Origin of the sequence: Candidatus Enterovibrio altilux, from assembly GCF_002381345.1 — a bacterium.
GTDB classification, from domain to species: Bacteria; Pseudomonadota; Gammaproteobacteria; order Enterobacterales; family Vibrionaceae; genus Enterovibrio; species Enterovibrio altilux.
The window spans coordinates 950,223-967,493 of the sequence record NZ_CP020660.1 but is presented as its reverse complement, the minus strand read 5'-3'; the positions used below and the strand labels follow the sequence as shown (position 1 = coordinate 967,493).

10 protein-coding genes and 3 pseudogenes are annotated in these 17,271 nt (G+C 39.1%); 4 read left to right on the top strand and 9 right to left on the bottom strand.

The features are described from left to right. Nucleotides 1–20 precede the first annotated feature (20 nt). The 6 genes from hfq to BTN50_RS04065 all read right to left on the bottom strand — a co-directional run bounded on the left by hfq (nucleotide 21) and on the right by BTN50_RS04065 (nucleotide 7,063). Nucleotides 21–290 (bottom strand): RNA chaperone Hfq, encoded by a 270-nt coding sequence (hfq, locus tag BTN50_RS04090; protein ID WP_096619119.1) that lies wholly within the window; start codon nucleotides 288–290, stop codon nucleotides 21–23. A 95-nt stretch (nucleotides 291–385) separates the two neighbouring features. Beyond that, nucleotides 386–1,312 carry a tRNA (adenosine(37)-N6)-dimethylallyltransferase MiaA gene (miaA, locus tag BTN50_RS04085; protein WP_096619118.1) on the bottom strand — a complete coding sequence of 309 codons (927 nt, stop codon included), beginning with the start codon at nucleotides 1,310–1,312 and terminating at the stop codon, nucleotides 386–388. After that, entirely contained in the window at nucleotides 1,305–3,281 is a 1,977-nt protein-coding gene (gene mutL, locus BTN50_RS04080; protein ID WP_449240176.1) for a DNA mismatch repair endonuclease MutL, read from the bottom strand. The genes miaA and mutL overlap by 8 nt, the downstream gene beginning before the upstream one ends. Before the next feature lie 57 nt (nucleotides 3,282–3,338). After that, nucleotides 3,339–5,057 (bottom strand): N-acetylmuramoyl-L-alanine amidase, encoded by a 1,719-nt coding sequence (locus tag BTN50_RS04075; RefSeq protein ID WP_096619116.1) that lies wholly within the window; start codon nucleotides 5,055–5,057, stop codon nucleotides 3,339–3,341. Between the two features lie 4 nt (nucleotides 5,058–5,061). Then, on the bottom strand, nucleotides 5,062–5,529 hold the full coding sequence (gene tsaE, locus BTN50_RS04070; RefSeq protein WP_096619115.1) for a tRNA (adenosine(37)-N6)-threonylcarbamoyltransferase complex ATPase subunit type 1 TsaE: 468 nt from the start codon (nucleotides 5,527–5,529) through the stop codon (nucleotides 5,062–5,064). Next, entirely contained in the window at nucleotides 5,522–7,063 is a 1,542-nt protein-coding gene (locus tag BTN50_RS04065) for an NAD(P)H-hydrate dehydratase (RefSeq protein WP_096619114.1), read from the bottom strand. Before BTN50_RS04065 ends, tsaE begins: the two co-directional genes overlap by 8 nt. Nucleotides 7,064–7,368: 305 nt before the next feature. Here BTN50_RS04065 and BTN50_RS04060 point away from each other — a divergent pair. After that, nucleotides 7,369–8,217, top strand: a pseudogene (locus BTN50_RS04060) (IS5 family transposase). A 157-nt stretch (nucleotides 8,218–8,374) separates the two neighbouring features. Here BTN50_RS04060 and glnA read toward each other — a convergent pair. Beyond that, nucleotides 8,375–9,784, bottom strand: coding sequence for a glutamate--ammonia ligase (gene glnA / locus BTN50_RS04055; RefSeq protein WP_096619113.1), 1,410 nt, complete (start codon nucleotides 9,782–9,784; stop codon nucleotides 8,375–8,377). Between the two features lie 575 nt (nucleotides 9,785–10,359). Here glnA and typA point away from each other — a divergent pair. Beyond that, nucleotides 10,360–12,198, top strand: a complete 1,839-nt coding sequence (gene typA, locus BTN50_RS04050; protein WP_096619112.1) for a translational GTPase TypA — start codon at nucleotides 10,360–10,362, stop codon at nucleotides 12,196–12,198. Nucleotides 12,199–12,438: 240 nt separating this feature from the next. Here typA and BTN50_RS10075 read toward each other — a convergent pair whose 3' ends face one another. Together BTN50_RS10075 and nfuA are read right to left on the bottom strand one after the other, a co-directional pair. Next, nucleotides 12,439–12,576, bottom strand: coding sequence for a hypothetical protein (locus BTN50_RS10075; RefSeq protein WP_161492946.1), 138 nt, complete (start codon nucleotides 12,574–12,576; stop codon nucleotides 12,439–12,441). 1,007 nt (nucleotides 12,577–13,583) lie between these two features. Further along, nucleotides 13,584–14,168 carry a Fe-S biogenesis protein NfuA gene (gene nfuA / locus BTN50_RS04045; RefSeq protein ID WP_096619111.1) on the bottom strand — a complete coding sequence of 195 codons (585 nt, stop codon included), beginning with the start codon at nucleotides 14,166–14,168 and terminating at the stop codon, nucleotides 13,584–13,586. Nucleotides 14,169–14,652: 484 nt separating this feature from the next. Here nfuA and BTN50_RS04040 point away from each other — a divergent pair. Both BTN50_RS04040 and aspA read left to right on the top strand, forming a co-directional pair. Next, nucleotides 14,653–15,279 (top strand): annotated as a pseudogene (locus BTN50_RS04040) (transposase). A gap of 521 nt (nucleotides 15,280–15,800) precedes the next feature. Beyond that, nucleotides 15,801–17,263, top strand: a pseudogene (gene aspA, locus BTN50_RS04035) (aspartate ammonia-lyase). Nucleotides 17,264–17,271: the final 8 nt, after the last annotated feature.

The window sequence follows — 17,271 nt, the reverse complement described above, 5'->3', positions numbered from 1 at the left end:
AACTCCTCACTAAAGGCTGGTTATTCCTCAATTTTATTTTGTGTACGGTCGTTCTGATAACGTTCGTTAGTCGTATCGTAATGATTTACCGAGCGAGCTGGTACGACTGTAGATATAGCGTGTTTATAAATCATTTGATTCACGACATTTTTGAGCAGTATCACGAATTGGTCAAATGACTCAATCTGGCCTTGAAGTTTGATACCGTTAACAAGATATATTGAGACAGGTACGCGTTCACGCCGTAGTGCATTCAGAAATGGATCTTGTAGCGATTGCCCCTTAGCCATGTTTAATTTCCTTTAGTAGTTCGTAGTTGTATATTGCAAAACAAGATCAATAACATTGCCTACAATAATTCAAGTATAGCTTGGTCCATCAGTGATTAGCCCAAACACTTTGTGACTGTTTGTAACGATAGCAGAGCTTTATCACTCTCAAGCCATGTCAATTGATCCCAGCCCTTCAACCAAGTAATTTGGCGTTTGGCCAACTGCTGAGTAGCATACACTCCACGATAAACGACATCACCCAATGAACTTCTACCTAATAGATAGTCCCACATCTGACGATAACCTATGCATCGCATTGATGGCATATCTGAGTGCAGATTGCCTCGTTCAAAAAGTGCACGCACTTCATCTTCAAAACCGGCGTCTATCATTTTTTGAAAACGAAGCTTAATCTGCCGATGCTGTTTTCTCCTCTCTCTAGGGATTATAGCAAACTGGTGAACCTCGTATGGCAATGGGTCACTTTGGATTTGAGTTAATTCAGTGATAGTCTTACCCGAAATACGAAACACTTCCAGCGCTCTCGATAATCTTTGAAAATCATTAGGGTGGATTCTGATTCCTGATGCAGGGTCGAGACGACAAAGCTCATAATGTAATGTGTGCCATCCATTCGTTTGAGCTTCCTGCGCTATTTCAGCTCGGATTACAGGATCTGCTGCTGGTAAAGGTGACAGGCCTTTCAATAATGCGTTGAAGTAAAACATTGTACCACCAACTAAAAGTGGAACTCTTCCTCTAGCAACAATCTCTGCCATTTCCCGTACGCCGTCTTTACGAAAATCATCGACAGAGTAAACCTCGGAAGGATCCCGAATATCAATTAGACGGTGTGGTGCTAAAGCTAATTCTTTTGTTGTTGGTTTCGCCGTACCAATATTCATATCACGGTAGATAAGCGCACTGTCCACACTAATGATGTCTACTGGACATTGCTGTCTCAAAGCAATTGCTAAATCAGTTTTACCCGATGCAGTTGGGCCCATTAAAAATATTGCTTTAGGCAGCGCATTACTCATGCTGGAAGGCTGCTATTGCGGTTGCTATATCTACCGGACGTAACAACTTTGGATAATGCTCTGCCAGCTCTCCTTGCCAGTAATGTTCCAGTTCGGTGATCAATGTAACAGCTTGCGGCAATCCATAGTCATCACTGCTTTGTGTCACTTTCTCCGCCAACCATGTAGCTAAATTATAGGTAAAAAACGGAGTTTGGTGGTTTAGTTGCTGCAATAAGAAGCCCAATAATTCTGGAATAAGCGTCTGGAGATTATGTGTGCACAGTGCCTGACACATAGCCATCACCATCAATTGGCTTTCTGATTTTTGACGCAAAACAATGCCAAATTGTTGTAATAAAGGGTTATATTCCGACAACAAAGTAAACTCTTGAGGTGTTGTGGGTATTACCTGTGGAATTAATAAAGGTTGTGCTTTTAGACCTGGTGAGTTTATACCAATACGCATTTGTCCAAAAGCATGCAAATATGTTGCAGCATTTAAATCCAGTAAGACAATCTCTTCAGCGCGCTGAAGTAACAAATAACAAGAGTTAACAATAGCTAATGCTTTACCTAGTTCATTGTCCGCGTAACCAACAGGTACAGTTTTAAATGAAGTTTTGGCTGGTACTGCAGTACTTTCATTCGCCATCGGCGCATGAGGTATTTTTGTGAAATTTTTATTGATGTGTTGTGTAGACTCTGAAAAAGTAGACTGTTTTTTAAGCATGGGAAATCGTCCACCACTGCTGACTGAAAAAGCATTGAATTGGCGCTTATAACTGCTGCTCATTGTTGCACCTGGTTGTGAATACCATTCAGTACGATCTGCTTGTCCTAAATCGGACATTTCAGAGCTTTCATTGATATTGGATGACATACCCGATGAAATGGCAATATTTGAGGCGCATAAAGGTGCGGATACGACTTCTTCTATTACTGCAACATTTGAATTATATTCAATAAATGCAAATTCATGGCTCTGACATGTGTTATTTATTTTCGTAGAATCTACTATATTAGATAGCGGCGTATACGATGCCATTACTTGTTGCAAAGCATCAGACACTGCTTGGTAGATAAAGTCATGCACTAAACGTGCTTGATGGAAACGTATTTCATGCTTAGCCGGATGCACATTCACATCTATCTGATGCGGATCAATATTAATATACAACACATACGCAGCACATTGATTGGACTTTAATATTGTTTCATAACTTTGACGAATTGCATGATTAATGAGTTTGTCTTTCATCATACGCTGGTTAACAAAGCAATGCTGTATGTCGTTTTGTGCTCTCGCACCTTCTGGCGTGCAAATCCAACCATGCAAAGATAAACCATTATGCTCCAGACTAACTTGCGCAGCTGTTTTAATAAATTGAGTTCCACATACTGCCGCCAACCGACGCTCACGTTGAGTATTATTCAATGCCGCACAGTATCGCCTGATCACCGTACCATTATGGCGTAATGTAATTGCCACATCAAAGTGACTTAATGAAATACGTTTAAGTAGTTGATTAATATGGCCAAATTCAGTTTTATTGGCACGAAGAAATTGACGCCGGGCTGGCGTATTGAAAAATAAATCAACTACTTCAACCGTTGAACCAACGGGGTGTGCTGCAGGTTTAAGTCGGACTGACATGTCACGCCCCTCTGCATACACAGACCAAGCTGTAGTTTGTTCTTCGGTACGAGAAATTAACGTTAAACGAGACACTGAGCTGATACTGGCTAGTGCTTCGCCACGAAAACCAAGGCTTATGATTGCTTCTAGATCATCAAGACAAGTGATCTTAGAGGTTGCATGACGACTAAGTGCCAGTTCAAGTTCATCTTGTTTTATGCCGCAACCATTATCGCGAATGCGAATTAGTTTGCTGCCACCATTTTCAATATCAACATCAATGCGCGTTGCACCAGCGTCTATACTGTTTTCGACCAATTCTTTGACGACAGAAACTGGTCGTTCAACCATCTCACCTGCAGCAATCTGGTTTGCTAGCCGTATTGGTAGTATCTGGATTGCCATGGCTTAACTCTCAGGAATTATTAATTTTTGACCAATTACCAATTTATCTGAACACAAGCTATTTATTTTACGGATGCTCTTAACTGTCACGCCATAATTACTAGCAATTTTACCTAAATATTCGCCACGTTTCACTTGGTGATTTGTACCTTTGTGTCGTCTTCTAACAATTTGTAATTTTTGCCCAATAGTGAGCTCATCTGTTCGGAGTCTGTTGACACTTCTAATACTGGATACAGTCACACAATAATTGGCGGCTATCTTACCAAGGTATTCTCCTCTCGTCACTTTATGCACAAGCATCAACATTTTCGATGGAGCAGAAAAAATAAATTTGGGTTTCTTTTTTGAGAATGTTTCGGATGATAACGTTGATGCCGGTGTACGCACATTGATGTCAGGCACCATCAATATTTGACCGAGGTTAAGTAAATTAGATTTTAGTCCATTTGCCGTCTTAATTATTGATATCGAACTATTATATTTTTTTGCAATCACGAACAATGACTGCCCAGACGCAACTTTGTGTTTAATCCAGTTTTTACTGACTGCCATCAAAGTGCCGACAGGTGGAAAATCCTCGAAATACGTCAACACACCGTTAAAGACTGCATTTGCAATTTTTTGTTGGTGATTTAAATGCATTAATAGCGTTTCTTCTTGTGGGTTAGTGATAAAACCTGCCTCCACCAGTAAGGAAGGAATATCTGGTGATTTCAATACCGCGAGACTTGCATGCCCAGGACTTGACTTATGAAGCTTGGTTACATGCCCCATTTCCTTCAATATCTGAACGGCTACATCATGCCCTACTTTTTGCGAGTTACTGAATTGTAGATTCAGTACTGCTCGACTTAAATACTCATCGGAAGTGTTATCTAACAATGCGCCGCCGCCTAATAAGTTTGATTGTTCTTCGTGCTTTTCAAGCCAGCGACCAATTTCACTGTTTGCGCGACGACGAGACAACACCCATACTGATGCACCTCGAGGCTGAGGTTTGTGGAAACCGTCTGCATGTACAGAAATAAGCAGATGTGCTCCATGCTTTCGTGCAATTTCAGAACGTTTATGTAAATCAAGGAAGTAATCACCATTTCTCGTCATTACCGCTTTCATACCAGGAACCGCATTAATCTTATTCGCCAAGAGACGCGAAATGGATAAAGTCACGTATTTTTCGTATGTATGACGAGGTCCCACTGCGCCTGGATCATTACCACCGTGGCCAGGATCAATAGCAATAAGTATATCGTCAGTACCAAATGGCAGTGCAATTTGTGCTTTGATTATTTTAGGTTTATTTCGCTTTATAATATTTTCAAGTAATTTATTTGGTAAATCAAACACAAGCCTATATCCATATGCTCCAGCAGGTTTTAACATAAAGGCACGAGGTTGGATTTGCTCTTTTAATTCAAAGACTAAACGTAATGTACTTTGAATGGGAGGATTACTCTTGCGGACGCGATTCAATATTGCGCTATTTTGAACCTCCATGGGTAATTTAATTTTTGACGCTGTGTCTTTAAGATCAATAATAAGACGATTAGGTTTGGTAAGTGTGAAATAGGAAAATTTTGGCTGGTTTGTCATATCAATAACTATCCGAGTTTCATCAGGTGCAGGCCAAACACGAATATTTTCAAGCGCATTGGCCCATGTAGTGGGGGTTATGCCCAGCCAACACAATAGTCCTATCAGCATTCCTAGCCAATGCATATTGCTAATTCCACTTGAGTCTTTCAATCAACTCATAACCAGCATGAGTCTTGGTTTTAACTTGCACCGCTCGCTGTTTGCCGTCGTACTTTAATGTAATATTTAGATCTGGTTCTGGGAGTAAATCCTTGCCTTTTTCCGGCCATTCAACTAAACATAATGCATCTGGTGTAAAGTAGTCTCTAATTCCTATGAATTCAAGTTCTTCAGGATTATCAAGCCTATACAAATCAAAATGATAAATTTGCCATGCAAACAATTGATAAGACTCAACCAAAGTATATGTAGGGCTCTTTACTTGACCGGAATGACCGAAAAATTGAATAAAGCCTCTTGAAAACGTGGTTTTACCAGCACCAAGATCACCGTGAAGGTACAGAGTTGTGCGCGCGAAGCATGATGCTGCAATTGCGGCGCCGAAAGCTACAGTTGCCTGCTCATTGGAAAGCTTAGTGTTAAAAATATTAGCCATGTTTCTCACTACTCTTTTGTTTGGGAGTTATTTTTTCACAGTTCGACATTTGTTCGATATTTTTTCCCAACACAGGAAGTAGGTCACTAGCAATTAGGCCACGAACACCAGACTGTTCAACGACAATATCTGCTGCATGACTGTGCAGAAAAGTACCAAAAATTGCTGCATGTGCAATGTGTTTTGTTTGAAAAATGAGGGCTGCAATCACGCCAGCTAATACATCACCCATTCCTCCAGATGCCATTCCTAGATTACCAGCTCTAATAACAGTAAAAATATTACCATCGTAAACAATTGTGCCTGCACCTTTAAGCACAACGACACCACCATATCGATTTTGTAACTCTTTGATAGCAGTAAATCTATCTTGTTCAATCGTATGCACACACACATTCAAGAGTTTTGCTGCCTCACCTGGGTGCGGTGTTAACACCCAATTTTCATATCGATGTGGATATTTCGCTAAAAAGTGCAACGCATCTGCATCTAATACCATGGGTAGCTTCGTAGCTAGAGCACTATTAAATAACTGACGGGCCCAACACGAACGGCCTAAACCTGGACCAAGAGCAATGGTATCAGCCCACATGAGCATGCGTTCAAGTGCTTCAGTTCCCTGACTGCGCTTCCAAAAACACGTCATTAATTCAGGTTGGCGTACGAGTATGCCGATCAAATTTGACTCTGATGTTAATAAAGATACTAATCCTGCACCACTTCTCAGTGCTGCTTGTCCACACAACAAAATGGCACCACCCATGCCTTTTTGCCCACCAATACAAAGCAATCGTCCCATAGCGCCTTTATTAGAAGAACGTGACTGAATAGGATTAAGAAATTTCGCCTGACTACTTTGTAGTAATGTGGCGGAAGCAGAAGTTTTAAATGTAAAAACATCATTGATTCCTAATCCATTAAAGATAATATCTCCTGTGTAATCTGCAGCTTTTCCAGTGAAAAGTCCCTGTTTCAATGCAACAAAACAGATAGTCACATCAGCAACAATAGCATTACCAAATACATTTCCTGTATCAGCGCATAATCCTGAAGGTACGTCGATTGATAAACACGGCACATTCAGTGCATTCACCACATTAATGGTCTTTTCAAAGCTACCTTTGATTGAACGATTTAACCCGGTGCCAAAGATCGCATCGACAACAACATCAGGAGGATCATTAATATTAAGCATGCTATCCACATGTCCGCCGGCCTGTTCAAATGCCATTTTGGCCGCTAGTACATCGCCACGTAATAAACATAGATCAACCACGGAGTAGAGTTGAACACGCAAGCCATTTTTTTTTGCTAATTTCGCAATAACATAGCCATCACCACCGTTATTACCGCCACCACAACAAACAAGAATGCAAGTTGCTTCAGGCCAACGTTTCCGCAACAATTGATATGCAACAAAACCAGCACGCTCCATCAAAATGTGCATACTGACACCAAGCTCCTCTATGATCTTGCGTTCCCCGTCCCTTACTTGAGCCGATCGGTAAAGCATAGGTGGTAAATTTGACATCATCTGCAGCTATCCCAATTTAATACTTGAATCTTATACTTAATTTTTAATCTTCATCATTGATTAATGCTAACTTTCTTAAACTATCAGGCTTTAAGAACATGAACTACATCTGTAGCACATTAGTATTACTAATGTTGATCCTAGTCAACATACAGCACAATGACAGCCCTGGACGGTTTTGTCTCCTAAGTCAGTGCACCTAATGATTAATCTACATCTTAAACAGCCATCTTCACTAAATTATCAAACTTAGAGAGAAGCTTAGCTATAAAGCAACCAACTGGAAGTAGTATCATCAAGCTTGAATCCATAATGGCTCACTAGCATTTTGGATTGATGAAGAAGCCATGTAGCTATGGAATTAAACTAAATAGAGTAATCATGGTAGAGCTCATTGATTTAGTGATTGAGCCATTACGACGGCTCTCATGATTAAACATGTATTTTTAATGCCATTGAGAGGTCTGTAGGGATTCATTAATTCTGTTTTCAAGCTTGTTTAACTGCCGTTGTTATGTCCTCATCATTCATGCATTAACAGACGACCCCAAACGGTTAACGTCACGTTTCAGGCGAAGAATAAATGGACTACGTCGTACTTAAGCATTGGTTTTACAGAATTAAAAATTTATGGTAAAGATAAATGGTAAGTAAAAAAAAGCATTTCACTGATGAAAAATGGTGAGTCTGACGTCAGTTATATTTAGCGGTAGATATAAATACGTATGAAATCATTTTTGCTGAATTAAGTGCATCAAATATGATTAGCGATGAAGTGCTGTCTAACTTGGTAAAACAGGTTCTTCAAAGAATTAATGAAATATTAGGTGAGGGTGCTTACGACACCATTCGTATTAAACGAGCGGTTTCACTTATCCCACGGAGAAAAAAAGTAACTTTTAGATCTAGGTTATCTGCGTAATTTAGCAGTTAGTTACCAGCAGTTATACAGCTTAAATCAGTATTAAAAAATAAAATATGGTTAGTATAAACGTTCACTATCAGAGACGACAATGTTTTGAATCAAAAACTTTCCTGGGGAGACATTGAGCCTAAGGGATGACAATGTTTAGGATAGAGAAACCTACTCCATAGTAAAGGCATTAAATCAGTTGATAGGACTAGGTATGCCTAAAACGCAAGCTATTGTTTAACCGTGAATTATGTTGGTATTTACTATTTGAACTCGAATGAGGCAACCGATCCGTCTTGAAGTATAAAATATATATTTTATACGCATGCTTATTTATAACAATAGAAAAGGGCTCGTACGTAAAGCGAGCCCTGTAAATTGATATGAAATTGAATGGATTAGACAGAGTAGTAAAGTTCAAATTCTAGTGGGTGTGTGGTCATGTTTATTTTCTTAACATCCTGCAATTTCAATGCAATATAAGAAGTGATGAAATTGTCGGAGAATACGCCGCCTGAAGTTAGGAATTCACGATCTTCGTTAAGTGCTTTTAATGCCATTTCTAGTGATTCAGCAACTTTTGGAATTTCTGCTGCTTCTTCTGCGGGAAGATCATATAAATCTTTGTCCATTGCATCGCCAGGGTGAATTTTATTCTTAATACCATCAAGGCCAGCCATGAGCAACGATGCAAATGCTAAGTATGGGTTTGCTGCTGGATCGGGGAATCGTGCCTCTATGCGACATGCTTTAGAATTTGGGACCACAGGGATACGGATAGCAGCAGAGCGGTTACGTGCAGAATATGCAAGCATAACTGGCGCTTCGAAACCTGGGACAAGACGCTTGTATGAGTTCGTTGACGGATTAGCAAATGCATTAATCGCACGTGCGTGTTTGATGATCCCCCCAATGTAGCAGATGGCTATTTCTGAGAGGCCACCATACTTATTGCCAGCAAAGAGGTTTTGATTATTTTTTGATAGTGATTGATGAACATGCATACCAGATCCATTATCGCCAACTAATGGCTTAGGCATAAAAGTTGCTGTTTTACCGAATGCGTGCGCTACATTATGAACAACGTACTTGTAGATTTGTATTTCATCTGCTTTTGACGTTAGGGTGTTGCAACGCGTTGCAATTTCGTTTTGACCAGCAGTTGCTACTTCATGGTGGTGAGCTTCAACAACTAACCCCATTTTTTCCATGATTAAACTCATTGCCGATCGGATGTCTTGTGATGAGTCAACTGGTGCTACTGGGAAGTACCCACCTTTAACACTAGGACGGTGACCTTTATTACCGCCTTCGAAAGTAGAACTGCTATTCCAGCTCGCTTCTACATCATCAATTTGATAGAAAGAACCTGACATACTTGTTGAAAATTTAACGTCATCAAATAGGAAGAACTCTGGCTCTGGACCAACAAGTATAGTGTCTGCAATCCCAGTAGAACGCATATAGTCTTCAGCGCGTTTCGCTATTGAACGTGGGTCACGATCATAGCCTTGCATAGTTGCGGGCTCAAGAATGTCACAACGAAGATTCAATGTAATGACTTCAGTAAACGGGTCCAGTATAGCAGTCGATGTGTCAGGCATCATGACCATATCGGATTCGTTAATGCCTTTCCAGCCTGCTACAGATGAACCATCAAACATTTTTCCGTCTTCAAAGAAATCAGAGTCAACTTGATGTGCTGAGATTGAAATATGCTGTTCTTTACCTTTGGTATCGGTAAAACGTAGATCAATAAACTTTACTTCGTGCTCTTGAATTAAGGCAAGTACATTTTCTACTGACATGTGATTAAATCTCCGGTGTTATTATTTTATAAATTGGCTAAACTATACACTTCATTCAGACAAAGATTAATTCTGCCTGCTATTAAATAAATGCAAAGTATGTCAAATTAAAAATTTTTAGTAATATTAAATTTTATGTTAAATAAACCACAAAATAATGGTTATTATTGAATAATATTGGTCCGTATTCACACCAAGTTGATGTGATAAAAATGGCGTATCTAATTCTGTCATTCAGCAGCGGTTGCGTCATGTTGTCAATCAATGTTCGAGGCAAACAATAGAGTGATGCTGAAGCTGTGATCTTGCTCGTAAAGCTAAAGCATGGTGCTATTTAGTACCGAGCCAGTCGTGATCAGTGTAAAGATAGAAAAAGTGGCTATCTTGAAGGGAGTGAAATTGTGCCATCGCTAAGCTGTAATGAGTATAAATTAGTTACAGGTCACATTGTTGAAGTGTTTTGAATAAAAATCTGTTAAATTACGGTCGTTTTTTTAATCAAGTGGCGATGAATTCTTTTAGCAATATAGCTATTGGGCTTTGGCGGCACATCTTTTGTGAGTGAAAGAAAACCCATGTGTACGTTACAAATAGCTAAATTGAGAAATATTGCGATTATTGCGCATGTTGACCACGGAAAAACTACCTTGGTTGATAAACTGCTGCAGCAATCTGGCACCTTGGAAACCCGTGGTGTGCACAAAGAGCGTGTTATGGACTCGAACGACATCGAGAAAGAACGTGGTATTACTATTTTGGCGAAAAACACCGCTATTAATTGGAATGACTATCGCATTAACATCGTAGATACTCCAGGACATGCTGATTTTGGTGGTGAAGTTGAGCGTATTATGTCGATGGTTGATTCTGTTCTGCTAATCGTTGATGCTGTTGATGGCCCAATGCCACAAACTCGTTTTGTAACGAAAAAAGCATTTGCTCATGGTCTGAAGCCAATCGTTGTTATCAATAAAGTTGACCGCTCAGGCGCACGTCCTGATTGGGTAATTGATCAGGTATTTGATCTATTCGATAATCTAGGAGCTAGTGATGAGCAGCTAGATTTTCAAGTTATTTATGCATCAGCACTAAACGGCTGGGCAACACTGAAAGAAGGAGAAATTGGTGACAATATGGAGCCATTGTTCCAAGCGGTGGTTGACAACGTTACAGCTCCGGTAGTTGATGCGTATGGTTCAACACAGATGCAAATTTCTCAGTTGGATTACAGTTCATACGTAGGTGTAATTGGTATTGGTCGTGTAACTCGTGGTTTAGTTAAACCTAACCAACAAGTTATTATTATTAGCGCTGATGGAACAACTCGTAATGGTAAAATAGGCACTATTCTTGGTTACTTTGGCCTTGAGCGTCATAATATAAATCAAGCAAACGCGGGTGATATCGTTGCAATTACAGGTTTGGGTGAGTTGAAAATTTCTGACACCATATGTGATGTGACCGCAGTTGAAGCTCTTATTCCTTTGTCCGTTGATGAACCAACCATAACAATGACTTTTCAGGTAAATACTTCTCCATTTGCAGGTAAAGAAGGTAAGTACGTAACGTCACGTAACATCCTTGAGCGTTTGCAAAAAGAATTGGTTCACAATGTTGCATTACGCGTTGAAAAAACTGGTGATCTAGATCGTTTCCGTGTGTCAGGTCGTGGTGAACTTCACCTATCTATCCTCATTGAAAACATGCGGCGTGAAGGCTTCGAACTGGCGGTATCTCGCCCTGAAATTATCGTCAAAGAAGAAGACGGTCAGAAAATGGAACCGTTTGAAACTGTAACTATCGATGTGGAGGAAGAAAATCAAGGAGGTGTGATGGAGAGAATTGGTTTGCGTAAAGGCGAACTAACCAACATGACGACTGATGGTAAAGGCCGTGTACGTATGGACTTCATGATGCCTTCACGTGGCTTGATCGGTTTCCAAACAGAGTTCTTAACGTTAACGTCAGGTTCTGGCCTGATCTACCATACGTTTGATCACTATGGGCCAATGAAATCTGGTATTATTGGTCAGCGTAAAAATGGCGTGCTGATTTCTAATGCAACAGGTAAAGCATTGACTTACGCACTGTTTAATTTACAAGAACGTGGTCGTTTATTCTCTGAACATGCTGATGAAGTATATGAAGGCCAAGTTATTGGTATCCATAATCGTTCTAATGATCTGACAGTAAATTGTTTGAAAGGTAAGCAGCTGACCAATGTACGTGCGTCTGGTACTGATGAAGCTCAAACGCTTTCGCCTGCTATTAAATATACTCTTGAGCAAGCGTTGGAATTCATTGATGACGATGAATTGGTAGAAGTAACACCAGAAAGCATTCGTATTCGTAAAAAATTACTTACTGAACATGACCGTAAGCGTGCAAACCGCAGCGATACTCAACTAACTTAAAGATGCAGGCGTGAGCACCTGAAACTTAGCATTGATTTTGAAAGTTCCAAGACCTGCAAGTTTGGAAAAATTTACAGCAAAAATTATGCAATAGTCTCTTTGAAACAGCGTTCATGGTTGAAGTGAACGTTGTTTGTAAGTAGTTATTCATCATATTCCATAGCTGATCTATCGAGTTAAAATTTGGCTGGGGCTTTATTACCTCATTCAAGTCCAGAGAACAAATTCCCCCCACATTCACTATTGGACAATCGTTTTCGTGTCAGGGAGACCTAGTTCTGTCAGCTTATTTAATGTTTTTATCATGGCATCGTTTCGTTGAACTGAGTTGTGTGCTTCCTTAGGATCAATGTCTCTCCCAGTAGTTTTTTGACTCAAAACATTGCCGCTTCTGCTAGGGAACGTTTATGGTAACCGGCTTTACTTTCTAAATCAGAGAACTACATGCGCAATGAAGACTCTAAACAGCTAGGTTCACTTAAATATTCGGATCTGTGAATAAATTTCGTTACAAAACTATTAACTGGAAGCAACCTAAGCAAGGTAATTATGAAAGATTATATGCTTTAGCAAACAAGCAAAATAATTAACGCCACGCTCAAGACGACAAATAAAGGAACTATCCAGCACTAGCCATTCATATTACGAGGCTAAAAATTTATGGTGAAGGCTAATTGCAAGTAAAAAAGCATGGTACTGATGAAAAACAGCGAGTCTAGTGCAAGTTACATTAAACTGTAAATGTGAATGCACATGAAATCCTTACTACTGAGTTACATGCATTAAATTTAACGGACGGTGAAGTGTTATCTAACTTACTCAAATAAAATCGCTGAAAAATCAATGAAAAATCAGCCGATAGTGCTTACGAATCAGACAATGTTACGAAACAGTTCGTATTAAACGAGCGGTTTCACTCATTTCACCAAGAAAAGGAACCACTTTTGGGGAAGTTGTTATTGCGCTAATTTAGCGGCCAGTCACTAGCAGTTATACGGTTCAAATTAGTATTGGAAAACGAGATATAGTTACCATAAACGCTTCTTATCAGAGTAGGGTAATATTTTGAATTAAAAAGCTCCTAGTAGGAACAATGAGTTTAAGGGAGCGTAATGCTCAGGCTAGCGAAATTTACGTGTGATAAAAGCGTTAAATCAGCTGATAGGACTAGGTCTGCTTAAAACGAAAGCGAGCGTCTAATAGTTAATCATTTTTGGATTAGCAATCTGAATTCGAATTAGGCAATAAAGTTTCAAAGAGCCTGTATTTTTAAGTTGATTAAGCATGTTATTCTGCTCATATAGTAAAAATTTTTAATACGCTTTTAATTGGGTGCTATACAATATTTAATCAAAAGGTTTCTCTTAGTAGCGATTGCTTTACTATTAATAGTATGAGTGTTTACCTGCAGCATGTTCAGTCAAGTCGTGAACGGCCGTCAATTCACCGTTGAACTCTTCGAGTAGTTGTTTTTCAATGCCATTCTTTAGGGTCACATCAACCATTGAACAACCGTTACAGCCACCACCAAATTGGATTACAGCGATCCCTTCTTCAGAGATCTCGAGTAGGTTAATATTCCCGCCATGGCTAGCAAGGTGAGGGTTAATTTGTGTTTGGATCATGTATTCAACGCGTTCCATCAATGATGCATTATCGGATACTGTACGTATTTTTGCATTTGGTGCTTTGAGGCTTAACTGTGAACCCATTTTATCTGTAACAAAATCAATTTCTGCATCTTCTAAAAATGGAATACTTAGTTCGTCAATGTACGCAAGGAAACCGTTAAAAAACAGTTCAGTGTCGCTTTCTTCTATTGTATCGTGTGGGCAGTAAGACACGCCACATTCTGCATTTTGCGTACCTGGATTCACCACGAATACGCGGATATTAGTACCTTCCGGTTGCTGAGCCAGTAACTTAATAAAATGATTGCGTGCATTAGCTGTAATTAAAAGTTTAGACATAATTTTTACCTGAATAACCTTGTTTGATAAGAATAGTTTACTCTTTCTTGTTTGCACTATCACTCTCAATATACTCAACCAACTTTAAGATACAAGTGAGAACATTTGAAGCTAGTCATTATTCTGGAAGCTGTGTTCCTAATTTTAGTGGAGATAGCAAAACCTGATATAATTATGATTAAATAATTATTTTGTGTTAGACCTACTTTAGCTCAGTCAGCTTGTTTAGTGCTTTTATTATGGTGTAGGTTTCACTAAGCCGAGTTGGGTGATTCCTTAGGCTTAATGTTCTTACAAGTTATTTTTTGACTCAAACCATTGCCGCCTTTACTAGGAAATGGTTATGATAACTGCCTTTATTCCCTAAATAAGAGAACTAAATTTTTAATCGACACTCTAAACAGTTAGGCTTCCTTTAATATTCAGGTCTATGAATAATCTTTGCTACAAAACAACTAACTGAAAGTAGTGTAATCAAACTGTAATCAATCGTGACTAACTAACATTTTGGATTGATGCGAAAGCTATTCGACTATGGAATCACACTAAGCAGGATAATCATAGGAAACCTCATTTATTGAGCGGCTTAGCCATTACGATGTCCTCATGGTTAAACGCATATTTTTAATGCCATTGAGAGGTCTGCAAGGATTCATTGATTTTGTTTTTAAATTTACTTAACTGCTATGATTATACTCTCACACTTTATGCATTAGAAACGAGTTAAAATGGTTAACGTCACCGTTCAAGATTAAAAATAAAGGAAGCATTCAGTGCTGAGCCATGGATTGTACGAGGCTCAAAGTCTATGGTGCAGGAGAATGGTAAGTAAAATAGCATGGTACTAATGGAAAACAGCGAGTCTGCCGAAAAATTAATGAAATGTTAGTCAATGGTGCCTACGACATCAGACAGTGTTATGAAACCATTCATATTAAACGAACCTTTCCTATTAGAGACTGCAATGTTTAGAGTTAAAAACCTCTCAGGAGGAATATTGAGCTTAAGAGATTGCAATGTTCAAATTAGTGAAACTTACTCCATAGCAAAAGTATTAAATAAGCTGACCGGACTAGGTATGCCTAAAATACAAGCGTTGTTTAAGAGTTAATCATATTGAAATTTGCTATCTAAGCGTAAATTAGGAAATAAATCCTTCCAGTTAATAAACTTCATGAGCATATCTCAGCTGGAAAGTTCGACAACATTGCATACAATGGTAGTATTGGTGCTTACCTTTACTGATCCTGTACATTTTAACTATACTTATTGGTCGACAAAACAGCATTTAATATTAGTGATAGTCACAATAATAACGCCGCAAAATACAGTCTATTACACTAAGTTCAATTGTGAAAATACATGACCATTTTTAACTGTAGCAATACATGCCAACATGAGAAACTTTCTAAAAGGAATATACTACGATCAAAATGACATAATAATGCAATTCAATGCACTTCGTTTCGAGTGGTGATCTCACGCATGTTTTTGCTGCAATAGACGAGTTAAATTCTTCATGTAAAATGGATGCAGTAAATGACTTACTCAGCCAATCATCTCTGATGAATAAACTCTACAGTAAAGTTTATGGCTAAAGAATAATAAGTTATAAGTTCATTAGGCTAACTCATGTGTCAAACGATTTATGTTGAGAATAATTTGACTGAATCTCTTTTTACTACACGCATCGCAGAAGATCTACTTGGCGCGCGCCACGTCCCTGCTGGTGAATACTACGATATTCATACGTAACGTGCTGTCGAAAACTTTAACATTTTACGTACAAGGATCTCGGATGTATCAGAGTTTGTTCGCGACATGGTTTTCACCAAAAAAGCGACTGCGAGGGCAAATAAAGAATTGAGTGTGATACCTGCTGATGTGGGCGAATACATGATTAAAGCATGTGATTTGATCTTAGACACAGGGAAATGCATGGATCAGTTTCCATCTGATATTTACCAAGATGGTGCAGGTACTTCAGTCAACATGAATACGAACGAAGTTATCACTAATTTTGCTTTTGAACTAATGGAGAAAGAGGAAGGTGATTACAATGCAGTTAATCCAAATGACCATGTCAATAAAAGTCAATCTACCAACTGCGCATATCCAACTGGTTTCCGTGTGGCCGTATATAACAGCATTCTTATATTGATGAAGTCTATTCAATATTTACAAAACGAATTTAATAGTAAGTCCAATGAATTCAAAACGGTATTAAAAATGGGCCGTACTCAATTGGAAGACGTAGTACCAATGACCGTAGGTCAAGAGTTTTTCGCGTTCGCCGCTCTTTTAAAAAAAGAAATGAAAAATTTAAAATATACAGCTGAGCTTTTGCTTGAAGTAAATTTAGGTGCGACAGCTATCGGCACCGATTTGAACGCTGTTACTGGCTATCAGCAACTAGCCGTTAAACATTTGGCGGAGATAACAGGTCTTAATTGTACTCCCGCTGAAGATTTAATTGAAGCTACTTCTGACTGTGGTGCATACGTGATGGTTCACAGTGCACTGAAGCATCTAGCTATGAAATTATCGAAGATCTCCAATGATCTTTGGCTGCTGTCTTCAGGTCCTCGCTCTGGTTTGAACGAAATACACTTGCCGGAAATGCAAGCGGACTCTTCAATAATGCTAGCTAAAATTAACCCAGTAATACCCGAAGTCATAAATTAAGTGTGTTGTAAAGTATTCGGCAACGATACCACGGTGACATTCGCAGCAGCAGCGGGGCAGCTTCAGTTGAACGTAATGGAGCCAGTGATTGATCAAGCATTATTTGAAGCTATCGAAATACTATCAAATGCTTGCGTAAACTTTGGCGAGAAATGTGTAAGCGACATCACAGTGAATAAAGAAGTGTGCGAGAACTACGTTTATAATTCTATCGGTATCGTAACTTATTTGAATCCGTTCATCGGTCACCATGAGGGTGACATTGTCGGTAAAATTTGTGCTGCAACAGGCAAACGCGTCTGTGATGTTGTCTTGGAGCATGGGCTATTTACCGTGTAACAACTTGATGATATTTTTCTGTTAAGAATTTAATGAATCTGCAGTATAAAGCCAAGTTTTATAATTTATAAACTTACAA